Source organism: Salinispora tropica CNB-440 (genome assembly GCF_000016425.1).
GTDB lineage: Bacteria > Actinomycetota > Actinomycetes > Mycobacteriales > Micromonosporaceae > Micromonospora > Micromonospora tropica.
The window spans coordinates 4,255,695-4,270,916 of the sequence record NC_009380.1 but is presented as its reverse complement, the minus strand read 5'-3'; the positions used below and the strand labels follow the sequence as shown (position 1 = coordinate 4,270,916).

Annotated in this window: 20 protein-coding genes and 2 tRNA genes; 13 read left to right on the top strand and 9 right to left on the bottom strand. The window is 70.2% G+C overall.

What is annotated here, in order from left to right; translation table 11 throughout:
* Window positions 1-42: 42 nt before the first annotated feature.
* Window positions 43-116: transfer RNA gene (locus STROP_RS18740), tRNA-Met, on the top strand.
* A gap of 83 nt (window positions 117-199) precedes the next feature.
* Here STROP_RS18740 and STROP_RS18735 read toward each other — a convergent pair.
* Window positions 200-814 (bottom strand): dihydrofolate reductase family protein, encoded by a 615-nt coding sequence (locus tag STROP_RS18735; RefSeq protein ID WP_043535471.1) that lies wholly within the window; start codon window positions 812-814, stop codon window positions 200-202.
* A gap of 179 nt (window positions 815-993) precedes the next feature.
* On the opposite strand from STROP_RS18735, the gene STROP_RS18730 reads away from it, so the two are divergent.
* The 4 genes from STROP_RS18730 to STROP_RS18715 all read left to right on the top strand — a co-directional run bounded on the left by STROP_RS18730 (window position 994) and on the right by STROP_RS18715 (window position 3,282).
* Window positions 994-1,067, top strand: a tRNA-Met gene (locus STROP_RS18730).
* A gap of 76 nt (window positions 1,068-1,143) precedes the next feature.
* On the top strand, window positions 1,144-1,386 hold the full coding sequence (locus STROP_RS18725; RefSeq protein ID WP_018830648.1) for a hypothetical protein: 243 nt from the start codon (window positions 1,144-1,146) through the stop codon (window positions 1,384-1,386).
* Between the two features lie 101 nt (window positions 1,387-1,487).
* On the top strand, window positions 1,488-2,321 hold the full coding sequence (locus STROP_RS18720; protein WP_012014932.1) for a phosphoribosylaminoimidazolesuccinocarboxamide synthase: 834 nt from the start codon (window positions 1,488-1,490) through the stop codon (window positions 2,319-2,321).
* A gap of 22 nt (window positions 2,322-2,343) precedes the next feature.
* A complete protein-coding gene (locus tag STROP_RS18715) occupies window positions 2,344-3,282 on the top strand; it encodes a ribose-phosphate diphosphokinase (RefSeq protein WP_012014931.1) in 939 nt (312 codons plus the stop codon).
* On the opposite strand, the gene STROP_RS18710 is transcribed toward STROP_RS18715, so the two are convergent.
* A complete protein-coding gene (locus STROP_RS18710) occupies window positions 3,263-3,754 on the bottom strand; it encodes an ATP-binding protein (RefSeq protein WP_012014930.1) in 492 nt (163 codons plus the stop codon). The genes STROP_RS18715 and STROP_RS18710 overlap by 20 nt on opposite strands.
* Window positions 3,755-3,845: 91 nt before the next feature.
* A complete protein-coding gene (locus STROP_RS18705) occupies window positions 3,846-4,418 on the bottom strand; it encodes a DUF5709 domain-containing protein (RefSeq protein WP_012014929.1) in 573 nt (190 codons plus the stop codon).
* Between the two features lie 180 nt (window positions 4,419-4,598).
* Between STROP_RS18705 and STROP_RS18700 the strand changes: the two genes are divergently transcribed.
* Window positions 4,599-5,801 carry a glycosyltransferase gene (locus STROP_RS18700; protein ID WP_012014928.1) on the top strand — a complete coding sequence of 401 codons (1,203 nt, stop codon included), beginning with the start codon at window positions 4,599-4,601 and terminating at the stop codon, window positions 5,799-5,801.
* On the opposite strand, the gene STROP_RS18695 is transcribed toward STROP_RS18700, so the two are convergent.
* The 4 genes from STROP_RS18695 to aroA are packed head-to-tail and all read right to left on the bottom strand — an operon-like array spanning window position 5,756 to window position 9,978.
* Complete coding sequence (locus tag STROP_RS18695; RefSeq protein ID WP_026275142.1) at window positions 5,756-6,679, bottom strand: hypothetical protein; 924 nt, start codon at window positions 6,677-6,679, stop codon at window positions 5,756-5,758. The genes STROP_RS18700 and STROP_RS18695 overlap by 46 nt on opposite strands.
* A gap of 59 nt (window positions 6,680-6,738) precedes the next feature.
* Window positions 6,739-7,557, bottom strand: coding sequence for a histidinol-phosphatase (hisN, locus tag STROP_RS18690; RefSeq protein WP_012014926.1), 819 nt, complete (start codon window positions 7,555-7,557; stop codon window positions 6,739-6,741).
* 25 nt (window positions 7,558-7,582) lie between these two features.
* A complete protein-coding gene (rsgA, locus tag STROP_RS18685; RefSeq protein WP_012014925.1) occupies window positions 7,583-8,707 on the bottom strand; it encodes a ribosome small subunit-dependent GTPase A in 1,125 nt (374 codons plus the stop codon).
* Window positions 8,677-9,978 carry a 3-phosphoshikimate 1-carboxyvinyltransferase gene (aroA, locus tag STROP_RS18680; protein WP_012014924.1) on the bottom strand — a complete coding sequence of 434 codons (1,302 nt, stop codon included), beginning with the start codon at window positions 9,976-9,978 and terminating at the stop codon, window positions 8,677-8,679. Before aroA ends, rsgA begins: the two co-directional genes overlap by 31 nt.
* Window positions 9,979-10,082: 104 nt before the next feature.
* On the opposite strand from aroA, the gene STROP_RS18675 reads away from it, so the two are divergent.
* The 5 genes from STROP_RS18675 (at window position 10,083) to rsrA (ending at window position 13,407) form a co-directional block, all read left to right on the top strand.
* Window positions 10,083-10,802 carry an SOS response-associated peptidase gene (locus STROP_RS18675; protein WP_037331267.1) on the top strand — a complete coding sequence of 240 codons (720 nt, stop codon included), beginning with the start codon at window positions 10,083-10,085 and terminating at the stop codon, window positions 10,800-10,802.
* Window positions 10,803-10,991: 189 nt separating this feature from the next.
* Window positions 10,992-11,381: a WhiB family transcriptional regulator gene (locus tag STROP_RS18670; RefSeq protein WP_012014922.1), complete on the top strand. Its 390-nt coding sequence runs from the start codon at window positions 10,992-10,994 to the stop codon at window positions 11,379-11,381.
* 53 nt (window positions 11,382-11,434) lie between these two features.
* Complete coding sequence (locus STROP_RS18665; protein ID WP_026275139.1) at window positions 11,435-12,103, top strand: alpha/beta hydrolase family protein; 669 nt, start codon at window positions 11,435-11,437, stop codon at window positions 12,101-12,103.
* 208 nt (window positions 12,104-12,311) lie between these two features.
* Entirely contained in the window at window positions 12,312-13,118 is an 807-nt protein-coding gene (locus STROP_RS18660; protein ID WP_018830646.1) for a sigma-70 family RNA polymerase sigma factor, read from the top strand.
* 1 nt (window position 13,119) lies between these two features.
* A complete protein-coding gene (rsrA, locus tag STROP_RS18655; protein ID WP_012014919.1) occupies window positions 13,120-13,407 on the top strand; it encodes a mycothiol system anti-sigma-R factor in 288 nt (95 codons plus the stop codon).
* A gap of 93 nt (window positions 13,408-13,500) precedes the next feature.
* On the opposite strand, the gene STROP_RS26395 is transcribed toward rsrA, so the two are convergent.
* Window positions 13,501-13,575 (bottom strand): 50S ribosomal protein bL37, encoded by a 75-nt coding sequence (locus STROP_RS26395; RefSeq protein ID WP_413540577.1) that lies wholly within the window; start codon window positions 13,573-13,575, stop codon window positions 13,501-13,503.
* A 264-nt stretch (window positions 13,576-13,839) separates the two neighbouring features.
* Between STROP_RS26395 and STROP_RS18650 the strand changes: the two genes are divergently transcribed.
* Window positions 13,840-14,061 (top strand): biotin/lipoyl-binding carrier protein, encoded by a 222-nt coding sequence (locus STROP_RS18650; RefSeq protein ID WP_018216856.1) that lies wholly within the window; start codon window positions 13,840-13,842, stop codon window positions 14,059-14,061.
* On the top strand, window positions 14,058-14,561 hold the full coding sequence (locus STROP_RS24250) for a GNAT family N-acetyltransferase (RefSeq protein WP_012014917.1): 504 nt from the start codon (window positions 14,058-14,060) through the stop codon (window positions 14,559-14,561). The genes STROP_RS18650 and STROP_RS24250 overlap by 4 nt, the downstream gene beginning before the upstream one ends.
* On the opposite strand, the gene STROP_RS18645 is transcribed toward STROP_RS24250, so the two are convergent.
* The gene (locus STROP_RS18645; RefSeq protein ID WP_037331266.1) at window positions 14,468-15,166 is read right to left on the bottom strand and encodes a TetR/AcrR family transcriptional regulator; all 699 of its coding nucleotides are present in this window, start codon (window positions 15,164-15,166) and stop codon (window positions 14,468-14,470) included. The genes STROP_RS24250 and STROP_RS18645 overlap by 94 nt on opposite strands.
* Window positions 15,167-15,222 lie beyond the last annotated feature (56 nt).

Genomic DNA, 15,222 nt, shown 5'->3' with positions numbered 1-15,222 from the left:
TTTGCGTCGGCCCGGGGTGGTGCGCTAACGTTTACGAGCCGACGCGGGGTGGAGCAGCTCGGTAGCTCGCTGGGCTCATAACCCAGAGGTCGCAGGTTCAAATCCTGTCCCCGCTACTTGTGCGAAAACCCCGGAGGATTCCTCCGGGGTTTTCGCGTATTGGCGTACTGGTCCGGCGGGACGGTCTCCCCGAGCTTTGTCAGGCGCGGCTGTCAGTTTGTCGGGTGTAGTGCAGGACGACCACACCACTGGCAAAGGGTCGCGTCGAGGTAAGTACGAGGCGGTGCGGGGCGAAGCCCCGATCAACCAGCGGGATGCCGCTGCCGGCGACGACCGGGTTGAGTTTGAGCACCAGTTCGTCGATCTCATCGAGGAGCTGACCGGCGAGCTGTCCGCCTCCGCAGAGCCAGATGTCGCGGCCAGGTCGTGCCCGGAGCTGGCGGACGAAGGCCGTCGGGTCGCCGGAGACGATCTCCACGTCCGGGTGGCTGGCCGGGGTCAGCGAGCGGCTGAACACGTACTGCTTCAGGTGGTCGTAGGGGCTGGTGTATCCGAGCGTGAGGCCCGGCTCGTAGGTGGCCCGGCCCATCAGTACGGTGTCGAACCGACCGGTGGGTGGGGATGCGACGCCGAGCTGGGCGTGGGTGAATGTGGGCAGTGTCTGTGGCCAGTCGGCCACCAGGTAGGGCGCCACATCGGGCTCCAGGGGGAAGAAGTCGAACGACCCGTCGGGAGCGGCGATGAAGCCGTCGAGGGTGGCGGCGATGACGTACACGAGCTTTCGCACAGCGGCTCCGATGTTCGGGAGGTCCACAGAGGCGGTCGTGGATCGGTGCGAAGCTACAACACCGGTCGTGGATGGTGCCGGGGGTTTTGCCCGGGTGCCCGCGGGGCCGGCAGCGCTGGCCGACGCCGGCCTCGTGGTTGTGCCCCACCCCGGTGCTGGGGGTGCGGATCATGGCCGGATCCGATGGGGTACAGTAATGAAGCCGACGCGGGGTGGAGCAGCTCGGTAGCTCGCTGGGCTCATAACCCAGAGGTCGCAGGTTCAAATCCTGTCCCCGCTACTTGTTCGAAGGCCCCGGAGGTTTCCTCCGGGGCCTTCGCCGTGCCCGGCTTGCGCGGCTCAGCCAAGATGGGTCCATGTCTGCATTCGGGAAGTGGTGGGGCCGGCTCAGCGCGGTCCTCGGTACGGTCGTGCTGGCGGTCTTTGTCCCCGTGGCGGCATGGGCGGCCACCGGCCCGGGTGAGCTGGCGATCGAGGCCGCCCGGCGTCGCCGCGGCGGATTCGGGATCCTCGGGTTCTTGTGTTGCCTGGTTGTGGTCGTCCTGATCGTGTTGCTCGTCCTGCGGCTCGGCCGTGGCCGACGCGGTCCCCGGCGCTGAGCCGACCAGCGGCGTAGCCCCAACGCGCGTTTCGGCCGGTCCCGAGGGGCCGCGCTCTGCCAGCGCGGGCCGATTCTGGGCCACGTGATGTACTAGCTCGCGTGGAACTTCTGCACTCGGGCAAGGTTCGGGATGTCTACGCTGACGGCGACGACCTGATCCTGGTCGCCTCGGACCGCGTCTCTGTCTACGACGTCGTGCTGCCGACGCCGATCCCGGAGAAGGGCAAGCTGCTCACGGCGCTCTCCCTGTGGTGGTTCGACCAGCTCGCCGAGCTGGTGCCGAACCACGTGCTCTCGGCGACCGACGTGCCGGTTGAGCTCGCCGGCCGGGCGATTCGGTGTCGGCGACTGGAGATGGTTCCGGTGGAGTGCGTGGCCCGGGGCTATCTGGTCGGTGGCGGCTTCGCCGAGTACCAGCGCACCGGAGTGGTCTCCGGGATCGAACTGCCGCGCGGAATGGTCGAGGCGGCCGCCCTGCCGGAGCCGATCTTCACTCCCTCCACGAAGGCGCCGGTAGGAGAGCACGACCAGCCGATGACCTTCGGTGAGGTGGTGGACAAGGTTGGCGCGGAGACCGCCGAGCGGCTGCGCCAGATCACGCTCGACGTCTACCGGCGGGGAGCCGAGCTCGCCGCCGACCGGGGAATCCTGATCGCCGACACCAAGATCGAGTTGGGATGGGCCGCCGATGGCACGCTGACGGTCGGCGACGAACTGCTGACCTCGGACTCGTCCCGGTTCTGGCCGGCCGAGTCGTACCAGCCGGGGCGCGCCCAGTTCTCGTATGACAAGCAGTATGTGCGGGATTGGGCCACCAGGAGCGGGTGGGACAGGCGGAGCCCGGCGCCGGAGGTGCCGGATGAGGTCGTCGACGCCACCCGCGCCCGCTACGTGGACGTCTACGAGAGGCTCACCGGCGAGCGCTGGGGCTGATCGGGTCGTAGAATCGGTAGCTGTGCGCGAGCTCGCCGTTTTCAGTGGAAGCGCCCATCCGGAGCTCGGTGCGGAGATCTGCACCCACCTGGGGGTGCCCCTGTACCCGACCCGGGTGTCCCGATTCGCCAACGACTGCCTGGAAGTGCAGTTACAGGCCAACTGCCGGGAACGGGACGTCTTCCTGATCCAGCCACTGGTTCCGCCGGTGCAGGAGCACCTGGTCGAGCTGCTGTTCATGGTCAACGCGGCCCGGGGAGCCTCGGCCGGTCGGATCAGCGTGGTGCTACCGCACTATGCGTACGCCCGCTCCGACAAGAAGGACGCGCCGCGTATCTCGATCGGTGGCCGGCTGGTCGCGGACCTGCTCACCTCCGCCGGCGCCGATCGGGTCCTCGCGATGACCCTGCACTCGCCGCAAGTCCACGGCTTCTTCGGCATCCCGGTCGACCACCTGCATGCGCAACGCGAACTAGCTGCCCACTTCCGGGCGCTCGACCTGAGCAACACCGTGGTGGTCTCGCCGGATCTGGGCTACGTCAAGGAGGCGGCGGCCTTCGCCCGGCAGCTCGGTACGCCGGTCGCCGCCGGTGCCAAACAGCGGTTCGGGGACGACCGGGTGGAGATCAGCACGATCATCGGCGAGGTCCGGGGCCGGGACGTGATCGTGGTGGACGACGAGATCGTCAAGGGCAGCACGGTGGTCGAGCTGATGGGGCACCTGCGCGGGTTGGAGGTTCGCTCGATTCGGTTGGCCTGCACCCACGGCCTCCTCGTGAACGGAGCCGCCCAGCGGTTGAGCGAGCAGGAGGAGGTGCGGGAGATCGTCTGCACCAACACGGTTCCCATCCCCGCCGAGAAGCGGATCCCCAAGCTGACCGTACTGTCGGTGGCCCCCGCGTTGGCCGAGGCGATTCGTCGGATCCACAACGGCGAGTCGGTCAGCGCGCTCTTCGGCTGAACCCATCCCGCCCCTGGCTGGTCGTGGGCGGGTGTGGGACCGGCAGGATGGTCGTGATGCGGACGACCGTGCCGCCTCGGTCGGACGTCACGTCCATGGTGTCGCTCAGCTCGCGAACCAGCCAGAGCCCCCAACCACCGACCGTCTCCGGGGCCGGGCGGCGGTGGTCTCCGAGTGGTCGGCTGCTGATCCCATCCCCCTGGTCGGAGACCTCGCAGACCAGGCTCTCGGCCTGCCGCCACATCCGCAGCGAACCACGGCCGCCACCGTGGCGAACCGCGTTGGTGGTCAGCTCGTTGACCGCCAACACGAAGTCGTTGAGCCGCTGGCCCCGTAGGCCCGCCGCGTGCGCGCACGCTGAGGCCGAGTGGCGCAGCTGGGTCAGCTGTCTCCGGTCGAAGGCCGTGGCGATCAGAAGGCAGGGTTGCGGGGGCGCAGCCGTACGCGGGATGTCCGGGTCTGCGTTCGTCATGGCCCTTCCCGGCAGGGATCACGGTGCGGAATAGTGGCATTTTCACCGTACGTCAGGGCCGCTACCCGCATCGATAACCCACCGCCGAGAGTCAGACCGCAGGCGGCGGGCGGGTCTCGTGGACCGCCAGCTCCTCAGCGCTCGCGCCACCGCCGGCCGAACCCGCGTCGTACGCCACCGAGTCGGCGGCCTGGTCGGGATGGGCGCCCTCGTCCGGCTCGACCAGCCGACCCACCTGGGCGTCGGCCCCGCTGCCGAGCAGGCCGTGGTCGTAGAGGGAGACCGGGGAGTTCGGATCGGAGGACGGGCCCGGTTCGAACACGTCGGCATCGAGCTGGGCCTGGGCGGCCTGCTCCGGGCTGCTCGCCTCGGCGGCGATGTCCGGGTCAACCGGGCCAGCCAACGGATCATCCGCCGGCCGCTCGTACCGCTCCCGGCCGAGCTTGGCATCCAGCGACTCGCCGTCGAGCTGTTCGTCGGCGGTGGTCCCGAACCGGTCGACCGCGACCGGCGTCCGGTCCCCAGGAAGCTGCGCCGGGTCCGGGCCGTCTGCCTCCCGCCCAGTCCGGACATTGTCATTCGCGGTCGAGTCGTCGTCGGCGGTGTCGGGCAGGCCCACCGCCTCCGGGTCAGACACCGGGGTCGGGTACTCGTCGTCGCGCATGCCGATGCTCTACCCGCTGCCCCGCGTCTCGTAACCGTCGCTCCGGTAGCCATCGCCGGTCCGCCGCTGCCGCTGGCACTCCGCCTCCACCGATCTGCCAGGTTTCGACTCCCCGATCCCGGGTTAATGGGACCCTCTGACCGGGAGGACCCGCCACTGCGATGATGCCTGGAGGTGACCATGCGCGTCGGTCTCGTCTCTGCGCACGCCGACCCGTCCCGGCGTGCTGGCGGCCTGCCTGTCGGGACCCACCAGCACATCGCCCGGGTCGCTGCTGAACTCGCTGGGCGGGGCCACGATGTCCGGCTTTACGAGCGCCGTGACGCCCCGGAGCAGGCAGCGACGGCGACGGTGGATGGCTACCTGGTCGAACGGGTCCCGGTCGGTCCCGCCGCGGCGGTGCCCACCGCCGAACTGGTTGGCTGCGTCGCCGACTACGGCCGTTGGCTGACCGACCGGTGGACGGACGACTGGGCGCCGGAGCTAGTGCACGGGCACTACTGGCTCGGTGGTCTCGCCGCCGCGCACGCCGTGCGCGAGACCGACATTCCGATCGTGCAGACGTTCCACTCGCTCGGGCTGGAACAGCTGCGCCGCCTCGGCGCGCGCTACAGCGCGCCGCCGGAGCGAATCCCGCTGGAGCGGGCACTCATTCGCGCGGTGGACATCGCCGTGGCGCAGTCCAACGACGAGGTGGACGAGCTGGCCCGGATGGGTCTGCAACGTGCCTCGGTGGCGCTGGTCTCACCGGGGGTGGACGCTGAGCTGTTCCACCCCGACGGCGAGGCGGCGCCGCGCGAGGAACGACCGCGGATCCTCTCCGTGACCACCCTCGACCCCGGCCATGGCCAGGAGGATCTGATCCGCGTGATCCGGATGGTTGGTGACGCGGAACTGGTCATCGTCGGTGGCCCGCCGGGCGAGCGGCTCGCCGAGCACGCCGAGGCACGTCAGCTCCGGGAACTGGCCGAACGCAACGGGGTGGCCGATCAGGTGACGCTGGTGGGGGCGGTGCCGCACGAGCAGCTGGCCACCTGGTACCGCTCGGCGGACGTGGTGGCGTGTACGTCGGGCTACGCGTCGGCCGGCCGGGTGTCGTTGGAGGCGATGGCCTGCGGCGTTCCGGTCGTCGGGTACGCGATGGGTGGGATCGCCGATGCGGTCGTGGACGAGGTCACCGGACGGCTGGTGCCGCCGGGCGACGTCCGCGCCCTGGGGGTGATGCTGCGTCGGCTGATGACCGACAACGCCGGCCGGTTCGCGTACGGGCACGCTGCCGTGGACCGGGTGCGGTGCAGCTACACGTGGGAGCGGACCGGCGCTGCCCTGGAGCGGCTCTACGAGCGGGTCGTCCGCTGCCGTGCCCCGGTTGAGGCCGCCTGAGCGTTCACCCGCCCTGGCGGCGCTGAGCTGGACGGGCCAACGCTGACCACCACCCGTTCCCGCCTACCGGTCACGGCGTGCTGGTGCTGCGGCTCCGCGTACCGGGTCAGCCCGAGCACGGCGGCGAGGGTGACCAGGAAGCCGGCCGCGGCCAGCCACTCTCGTCCCGGCCAGATCTGGTCGCCGAGCAGCACCACCCCGACGATGGCTGCCGGCACTGCCCCGGCTGCGTCCATCGCGGCGACGGCGGCCGTGGTTGACCCGCGTTGCATCGCCAGGCCGAGCAGGAGCTGGCCAATGACCGAGTGGGCCACCAGCAGGTAGAGCAGCGGGTCGCCGAGGAACTCCTCCGCCGAGTGGGTCGAGGCCAGTGGCCGGGCCGCCACCGCCGCGGCGGAGAAGGCCAGGCCGGCGAGGGAGCCGAGCGCGACCGATCCGGGCGCGCCGTGCAGCCGGACCGCGAAGAAGCCCAGTAGGGCGATCACGCCGAAGGTCGCTGCCAGGGTGACCAGGCCGGCGGTGCCGAGTTGCCGCGACGGTGCCGGCCGGGCCGAGAGCACCAGCCCGGTGATCCCAGCGACGAGCAGCACCAGCAGAACGACCTCCGCCCTGGGTAGTCGCCATCTCAGCAGGAGTACCCCGAGCAGGGCGGTCACCCCGAGCCCCGCCGCCATGCTGGCCTGCACCAGGAAGAGCGGAAGGTCTCGTCGGGCCAGGAAGGCCAGCACGAAACCGCCGACCTGACAGCCCACGCCGAGCAGGTAGGTGCGGTGTCCGGCCAGTCGCAGCAGCAGCCCCGGGTCGAACGAGTGGTGCACGGTGGTGCGGGCCGCCGCGACCGACTGAAGCAGGTTGGCGATCCCGTAAGCGATGACCATTGCCGCGAGGAAGCACCAACCGGAGGAAACCACAGCGCGAGGATAGAGGCTGACCGAGATCAGCGCGCAGGTGCTCGACCCAGGCGGGCGAGGACGCCGGTGTGCAACGGACCGTTCGTGGCGATCGCGCTGATCCCGCCGGAGCCGGTGTCCCCCGGGGCGGGCTGGCCTGCCAGGTCGGTGAAGGTGCCGCCTGCCTCGGTCACGATCGGCACCAGCGCGGCGATGTCCCACAGCGACAGCTCCGGCTCCACCATGATGTCCAGCGCGCCCTCGGCCAGCAGCATGTAGCCGTAGAAGTCGCCGTACGCCCGGCTGCGCCACGCGTCTCGCATGACCTGTAGGACCGCCGGCAGCCGGCCGCTCTCCTCCCAGCCATCGAGCGAGGAGTAGCAGAAGCTGGCATCGGCCAGGTCGGCCACGGCCGACACCTGGATCGGTGCACCGGACGCCTGGTCCGGCCCCGCGTACGCCCCCTCACCGAGCGCCGCCCACCAGCGTCGCCCCAGGGCCGGTGCGGAGACCAGGCCGGCAACCGGTCGATCCTCTTCGAGTAGGGCGATGAGCGTGGCCCACACCGGTACGCCGCGAATGAAGTTCTTCGTCCCGTCGATCGGGTCGACCACCCACCGCCGCCCGCCGGGGCCGGCTGCGGGCTGCTCGCCGTACTCCTCGCCGAGCAGGCCGTCATCGGGGCGTTCGGCGGCGAGCAGGGCTCGAATCTCCTGCTCGACCGCGGTGTCGGCATCGGAGACCGGGGTGAGATCCGGCTTCGTGTCCACCCGAAGGTCCAAGGCGCCAAATCGTGCGGCGGAGACCGCGTCGGCGGCGTCCGCGAGACGGTGGGCGAGGGCGATGTCGGCGGCGTAACCCTTCATCCAGGGAACAGTAGTGCCGGTCTGGTCAGATCCCCGTCGACGGGTTACCCGGGTGTCGGGAACTGGGCTTGGTACGTGGCTCGTTCTCGCCTGCGCGCGAGGCGAGGAGCCGCCGGTACGAGGCCAGCCGGCGCGGGTCGGCCTGGCCGGCGGTGACCCGGACGCCCAGCCCGCAGAGCGGCTCACCGATGGTGTGTGGGCAGTTCGCCGGGCAGTCGGCCGCCCCCTCGGTGAGGTCGGGGAAGCCGTGCAGGAGGCTTTCGGCGGAGACGTGGGCCAGCCCGAAGCTGCGGATTCCCGGGGTGTCGATGATCCAGCCCTCGGCGGAATCGGCGACCGGTGGTAGCTGTAGCGCCACCACGCTGGTTGACGTGTGCCGGCCTCGACCGATCGCGCTGACCTGGCCAACTGTCCGGGTGGCCGCGGGGACCAGGCGGTTGACCAGTGTCGACTTACCTACCCCGGAGTGCCCCACCAGCACCGAGATCCGTCCGGCAAGGAGGCCGCGTAGCCCGTCCAGGGTCGAGTCGGGGCAGATCAGGACATGGGGCAGCTCCAGCTCGGCGTAGTACCCGAGCACCTCCTCCGGCCCGGCGAGGTCGGCCTTGGTGAGGCAGAGCAGCGGCGCGATGCCGGCGTCGTACGCGGCTACCAGGCAGCGGTCGATGAAGCCGGTCCGGGGCGGCGGATCGGCCAGCGCGCTGACGATCACGAGCTGGTCGGCGTTGGCGACGACGACCCGTTCCAGTCGCCCTTCGGCGGTGGTCGCGTCATCCTCGGCGGTGCGTCGCAGCACCGAGCTACGGCCGGCTATGCGAACGATCCGGGCCAGTGCCCCGGGAGTCCCGGACGTGTCGCCGACCAGTCCGACCCGGTCGCCCACCACAACGGACTTGCGGCCCAACTCCCGGGCTCGCATCGCGGTGACCGGTGCCTGTTTCGGGTCGGCGTCCGCCAGTACGCAGGTGTAGCGCCCTCGGTCCACGGCGGTGACGAACCCCTCGACCGCGTCCGCGTGGCGCGGACGCCTCCGGGTACGTGGGCGTGAGGACCGGCCGGGTCGAATCCGGACGTCGTCCTCGTCGTACTCCCGCCGTCTGGTTGCCAGGACAGCTCCCCTCAGCTCTTGCCGGTCACCATCGCCGACCATAGTGCCGGGAATTCCGGCATTGTCTTCGAGGTGCAGGCGACGTCGCTCAGCTCGATGCCGGGCACGGCCAGCCCGGCGATCGCGGCGGCGTGCGCCATCCGATGGTCGTGATAGGTCTCAAACACTCCGCCGTGAAGCGGCCGGGGCCGGATCGCCAACCCGTCGTGGGATTCGGTGAGGTCGGCGCCGAGGGCGCTGAACTCACGGGCGAGCGCCGAGATCCGGTCGGTCTCGTGCCCCCGGATGTGCGCGATCCCGGTAAACCGGGAGGGAGAGTCGGCGAGCATCGCCAGTGCGGTCAGCGCTGGGGTCAGCTCACTCACGTCGGACAGATCGGCGGTCAGGCCGTGCACGGAGCCGGTGCCCCGGACGGTCAGCCCGGTGGTGGAGAGCGACACTTCGCCCCCCATCGCCTGTAACAGCCCGCGGAGCCGCTCGACCGGTTGAACGCTGCCGCCCGGCCAGCCGGTCACGGTCACCTCTCCGCCGGTGACCAGTGCGGCGGCGAAGAAGGGGACCGCACCGGAGAGGTCCGGCTCGATCTCCCAGCCGCGGCCGGTCAGTGGGCCCGGCTCCACCGTCCAGACATCGGGGGTGGTGTCGTCGATGGCGGCACCGGCGGCCCGCAGCATCTGCACCGTCATCCGCAGGTGGGGCGCGGAGGGCACCGGCGGGCCGACGTGTCGAACGACCACCCCTCGGTCGAAGTGCGGGGCAGCCAGGAGCAGCCCGGAGACGAGTTGACTGGAGGCGCTGGCGTCGATCACGACCTCGCCGCCGCGAATGGTGCCACTACCGAGCACGGTCAGCGGCAGGCTCCCGGAGGCCGGCGAGGTGATCCGGACGCCGAGGCGGCGCAGGGCGTCCAGGAGCGGTCCGAGCGGACGCTGGCGGGCCTGCGGGTCGCCGTCGAAGGTGATCCGGCCGTCCGCGAGGCCGCTTACCGGGGGCAGGAAGCGCATCACCGTGCCGGCGAGGCCGACATCGATGTGTGCTGGTCCGACCAGGGGGTGCGGCCGGACCAGCCAACGCTCGTCGTCGCTGATCGAGACGTGTGCACCCATCGCCCGCAGTCCGTTGGCCATCAACTCGGTGTCCCGGGCTCGTAGGGGCCGAGCGATTGTCGACGGGCCGGTAGCCAGGCCGCTGAGCACCAGGGCACGCGCGGTGAGTGACTTGGAGCCGGGTAGGCGCAGCGTCGTCGAGACCGGGTCCGAGGCGGTCGGCGCGGTCCACGGCCGCAGCGGCCGGGTAGCGGTCAGATGTCCCACGGTTACATTCTGCCGTCTTCACCAACGGTCACTGTCGGCTACCCCGGTTGTCCGCCCCGTCCGCGGGGCGGCGGGCGACCGGTTGGGGCGCTAGCGTGTCCGGTGTGTGCGGGAGATACGCGACGACCCGGTCCGCGGGGGACCTGAGTGCGATGTTCGAGTCGTACGACGAAACGGGTGGTCGGCTCGGCGCAGACTACAACGTCGCTCCCACCGATCCGGTGCCGTTGGTTCAGGCCACCGCGGCGGGCCAGCGGGTGCTGTCGCTGGGGCGTTGGGGCTTTGTCCCGGCGTGGTCGCGGTCCCTGGCCGGCGCTGCTCGCATGATCAATGCTCGGGCCGAGACGGTGGCCACGAGCCGGGCGTACGCTCGTGCCTTCGCCCGCCACCGCTGTCTGCTGCCGGCGGACGGCTGGTACGAGTGGGTTCGCCACCCGGGTGGTAAGCAGGCGTACTACCTGACTCCTCGGGATGGCTCGGCGGTCGTCTTCGGCGGCATCTGGTCGGTGTGGGAGGGCCCGGGCGGTCCGTTGCTCACCTGCGGCATCGTGACCACCCCCGCCCGTGGTGACCTGGCCGACGTGCACGACCGGATGCCGCTGTTGTTGCCCCGTGAGCGCTGGGGTGCCTGGCTGGCGTCCACGGACAGCCCGGTCGACCTGCTCGCGCCGCCGTCGCTGGAGTGGCTGGCCGGGCTGGAGATTCGTCCGGTTGGGCCGGCGGTTGGCAATGTTCGTAATGACGGTCCGAGCCTCGTGGAACGGGTCACCGCGGCGGTGCCACGCCGGCGTGGTAGCGGGCCCGGGGAGGAGACGCTCTTCTGACGTATTGACGACTGAGAGTCAGGCGATTTGTCGGCTTTAAGAGCAAAACTTTTTTGGGTAATTCAACTTTTTCCCGCTACCTCTTGTATCGACGTCAAAAAGTGCGATACACCAGAGCGCCGGTGGTAGGCGTCGATTCGCATGCGGCGAGGCGCCCTAGATTTCCGGTCCCACGGGGGAGGTGGGTGGATGACCAGGGCACGGATGCCCCGTCCACACGAGGTGGCTGCTGCACGACGTGACACACGCCTGTTGCGGGCCCTGCACGAGCGTCAGCGGGACGAAGCATGGCGTACCAGAGGCCTCTGCCAGAGCGTCGACCCGGAAACTTTCTTTCCGGCGCCCAACGAGCCCGCAGACGCCGCTATGGCGCTCTGTCACACCTGCGATGTGCAGGGGGCCTGCCTCGCATGGGCGCTGGAGGTCGGCGACTGCTATGGCGTCTGGGGTGGCACCACCCCACGTGAGCGCCGGGCCATGCTGGTCGCCTGGCGCGGCGAGGTTCAGCCGGGAGTAACCGACGCTGCCCGGCCGCTGGTCCGGGGCCGGCGGCTGACCCCGGTGCCGCTCGGTCGGTGAGGGCCGGCGCGGCCGCGTGGTTGGCGCGGTGGCGCGACGGTCAGAATGGTTCCGTGTCGCCGACCGAGGAGATCATCACCCCACACGGGCCGGCGGGGTTGGACCTCGACCGGCCGGTCGGTCCGCCGGCCGCTCTGTTGGCGCTCGGTCACGGGGCGGGCGGCGGAGTGGATGCGTCGGACCTGCTCGCGCTCCGCGACGCCGCGCTGGCCGCTGGTCTGATCGTTGCCCGGGTGACGCAGCCCTACCGGCTCGCGGGGCGGCGTGCGCCCGCGCCCGCCCGGCAGCTCGACGCGGCCTGGACGCTGGTGTTGTCCGCGCTTCGGGCGCGGTGTCCCGGGGTTCCACTGGTGGTGGGCGGCCGATCCAGTGGTGCCCGGGTGGCCTGCCGTACCGTCGAGGCGGTCGGGGCAGTCGGCGTGGTGGCCCTGGCGTTTCCGCTGCATCCACCGGGGCGACCGGAGCGGTCTCGCGCTGCTGAGCTGCCGGCCAGTGTGCCAACGTTGGTGGTGAACGGCGATCGGGACCCGTTCGGGGTGCCGGTGGCCGCGGTGCCCACGGTGCGGGTTATCACCCGGCCGGGGGAGCGGCATGAGCTGCGCAAGGATCCGATCGGCGCGGCGGCGGTCGTCCTCGACTGGCTGCGGGCCGGTGGCTGGACCCGCCATCCGGATCGGTCGCCGCTTGGGTCCGCATCGTCCGACTGCGCCGATGAGGCGTGACCGCGGCGGGAGAATCTCGTTGCTTTGGATGGCGCCGCCTGCCGCAGCCCGGCAGCGGCGCCGGTCCTCCCGGGCCCTTCCTGGTCCCAGCTCCGGTCCCCGCCGAGGTCGGGCCGGGACCAGGGAAGGGGGGCCGATGGCTGGAATTCCTGCCCCGCCAACCTGCGTTACACCCCGCGGACGACTTTTCCGACGAGGGGAGTGGCCGGTGCCGATCGAGACGCAGGCCCGGGAGTGGGACGATCGGGACACGCGGCGGCTGCACCGCCTGCTGGAGGGACCGAGTTGGCCGGCGGAGACGTCGGCAGCCCGGGTCCCGGGCGGGCACCTGGGCGGAAGTGAATCTGTCGGTGAGCGGTTCCACGTATCCTCGGCGAGGAAACATCCGACCCGAGGGGATGTGCGGTTGACCACCGAGAAGACGGACGAGCGCCGGGCCCGCTTCGAGCGGGACGCGATGCCCTTCGTTGACCAGCTCTACGCTGCTGGCCTGCGGATGACCCGCAACCCGGCGGATGCCGAGGACCTGGTCCAGGAGACGTACCTGAAGGCGTATGCGGCCTTTCACCAGTTCGAGCAGGGGACCAACCTGAAGGCCTGGCTGTATCGAATCCTGACCAATACCTACATCAACTCCTACCGGCGGCGGCAGCGGCAGCCGATCCAGGCACCGACCGACGAGATCACCGACTGGCAGCTCGCTGAGGCCGAGTCGCACACCTCCAGCGGGTTGCGCTCCGCAGAGACGGAGGCGCTGGATCGGTTGCCGGACAGCGATATCAAGCAGGCCCTCCAGCAGCTACCGGAGGAGTTCCGCCTGGCGGTCTACCTCACCGACGTCGAGGGCTTCTCCTACAAGGAAGTTGCCGAGATCATGGGTACGCCGATCGGCACAGTGATGTCGCGCCTGCACCGCGGTCGTCGTAATCTGCGCAATCTGCTGGAGCAGTATGCGGCCGAGCGGGGCTTCAGCTCTGCGTCGTCGGCCAAGGGATCGACCGGCCGGGAGGTGTGACGTGAGCTGCGGAGAGCCGCATGAGACGGACTGCCGTGAGGTGTTGGCGGAGGTCTACCTGTACCTGGACCTGGAGTGCGCCGAGGAGCGGCGCACGCTGATCCGGCACCACCTCGACGAATGCGGGCCGTGCCTTCGCGAATACGGAATCGAGCAGGAGGTCCAGGCGCTCGTGGCCCGCTGCTGCGGTAACGAGACCGCTCCCGACCAGCTTCGCGAGCGGCTTCGCAGCAAGCTCGCCGAACTTGTGGTTTTCGGCAGTAGCGAGTCGCGTGAGTTGGCTGACTGACCTGGGTGACACGGCGGTGGCCCGGACCGATCTCGGTCCGGGCCACCGCCGTCCCCGCTGACCGAGCCTGCTGGGCCTGGTCGCGGCGAGGGCTCAGGAGTTGGGGCGCTTGCCGTGGTTGGCCCCGCTCTTCTTGCGGGCCTTCTTCTTCCGGGCCCTCTTGGCCATGGTGACCTCCTCGTGGTTGGTGGGCGCCCCGGCGGCATGACCGCCGCGGCGCGAACCGGACGCGTCCGACCCTAGTGCCGTTGCCGTCGGCCGGCGGGCCCGGCCCGCGTCACTGCGCCGGTGAGGGGCTACGCGCTGCTTCGGTCCGTGTGCCCGGGGGGCCGGGCGTGTGGGCGCCTGTGGATTTGGTCCTGGCGTGGCCGCCCCGCCCCGACCCGGCTCATGATTGGATACGTCGGCAGGACAGTCGCGAGAGAAAGGGCTGTGGAGATGGCCGAGGAGATCCGCGCCGAGATGGTGGCGAACGTCTGGAAGGTCGTCGCATCGGCCGGGGACACCGTGTCCGAGGGGGACACGCTGGTGATCCTGGAGTCGATGAAGATGGAGATCCCGGTCGTCAGCGAGTCCGACGGTGTCGTGCAGGAGCTGGCGGTCAACGAGGGAGACGTGGTGCAGGACGGCGATCTGATCGCGGTGATCGGTTGAGCGTCCTGGTACGCCCCGTCGAGCCGGCTGACCATGCCGCGGTCGCCCGGCTGACGGTCGCCGCCTACGAGGCGGACGGGCAGCTCAAGGGAGAGCACGGGTACGCGGCTGTGCTCGCCGACGTGGAAACTCGGGTGGAGCACGGTGAGGTGCTGGTTGCCGTGGACACCAGCACCGACGCCGTGCTCGGTTCGGTCCTTTTCGTCCTGCCTGGTACCCGTTATGCCGAGCTTTCTGGAGCCGGTGAGGCGGAGTTCCGGATGCTTGCTGTGGACCCGGCCGCGCAGGGGCGGGGGGTTGGCGCAGCTCTGGTGGAGGCGTGCGTGGCGCGGGCGACCGAGTTGGGCTGCTCCGCTCTGGTGATCTGCATCCGAGACGGCCTTGCCGCCTCGGCGCAGCGGCTTTATCAGCGGCGGGGGTTCATTCGGGCGCCGGAGCTGGACTGGTCTCCGGCGGCCGATGTGCTCCTGCGTGGGCTGCGGCTTTCGCTTCCCGCCTGAGTCCGCGGTTGGGGCCAGCGGAGGTCGTCGGTCGGGCGTGGGTCGATGGCGGCGATGAGCTCGTCGGCGACCTTCAGGGCGACCTCCTTGCGCTCCTGGTCGGTCAGGCCGGGAGCCCGTACCCCGAACCAGCTGCTGTGTACGGAGAAGAGCGCGAGGAGGGCCCGGAGTTGGGCCTCAGGGGAGGTGGCACCGCCGCAGAGCAGGTCGGCGAGCTGGTACATCTGCTCTCGTATCCGTTGGCCGGCGGCGAGACTCCGTAACGCCGTCTGATTCTGCTCGAAGAAGCGCATCACCGACGGCTGTCGCCCGGCGAGCATAGTGTCCGCGTAGCGACTGATGATGCCCCGTCGGGTGGTCAATGTGGCAGGTTGTGCCTCGGCCCAGGCGACGAGGTCGTCCAGCCGGTCGAGATGGTCCTCGACGAAGCTGTTGACGATTTCGTCCTTGCTCTTGAAGTGGTAGTAGAGCGCCGCCTTCGTCACGTCGAGCCGTTCGGCGATCTCCCGGAGTGAGGTCTTCTCGTAGCCCTGCTCGGTGAAGAGCTCCAGGGCGACGGTCTTGATCCGTTCCCGTGTGCCGCCTGTGCTCTCCTGCACTGCCATCACCTAGCCCGCTTGACCGTCGTCGCCCCCCAACTTACCGTACGGCTAGTAAGCGG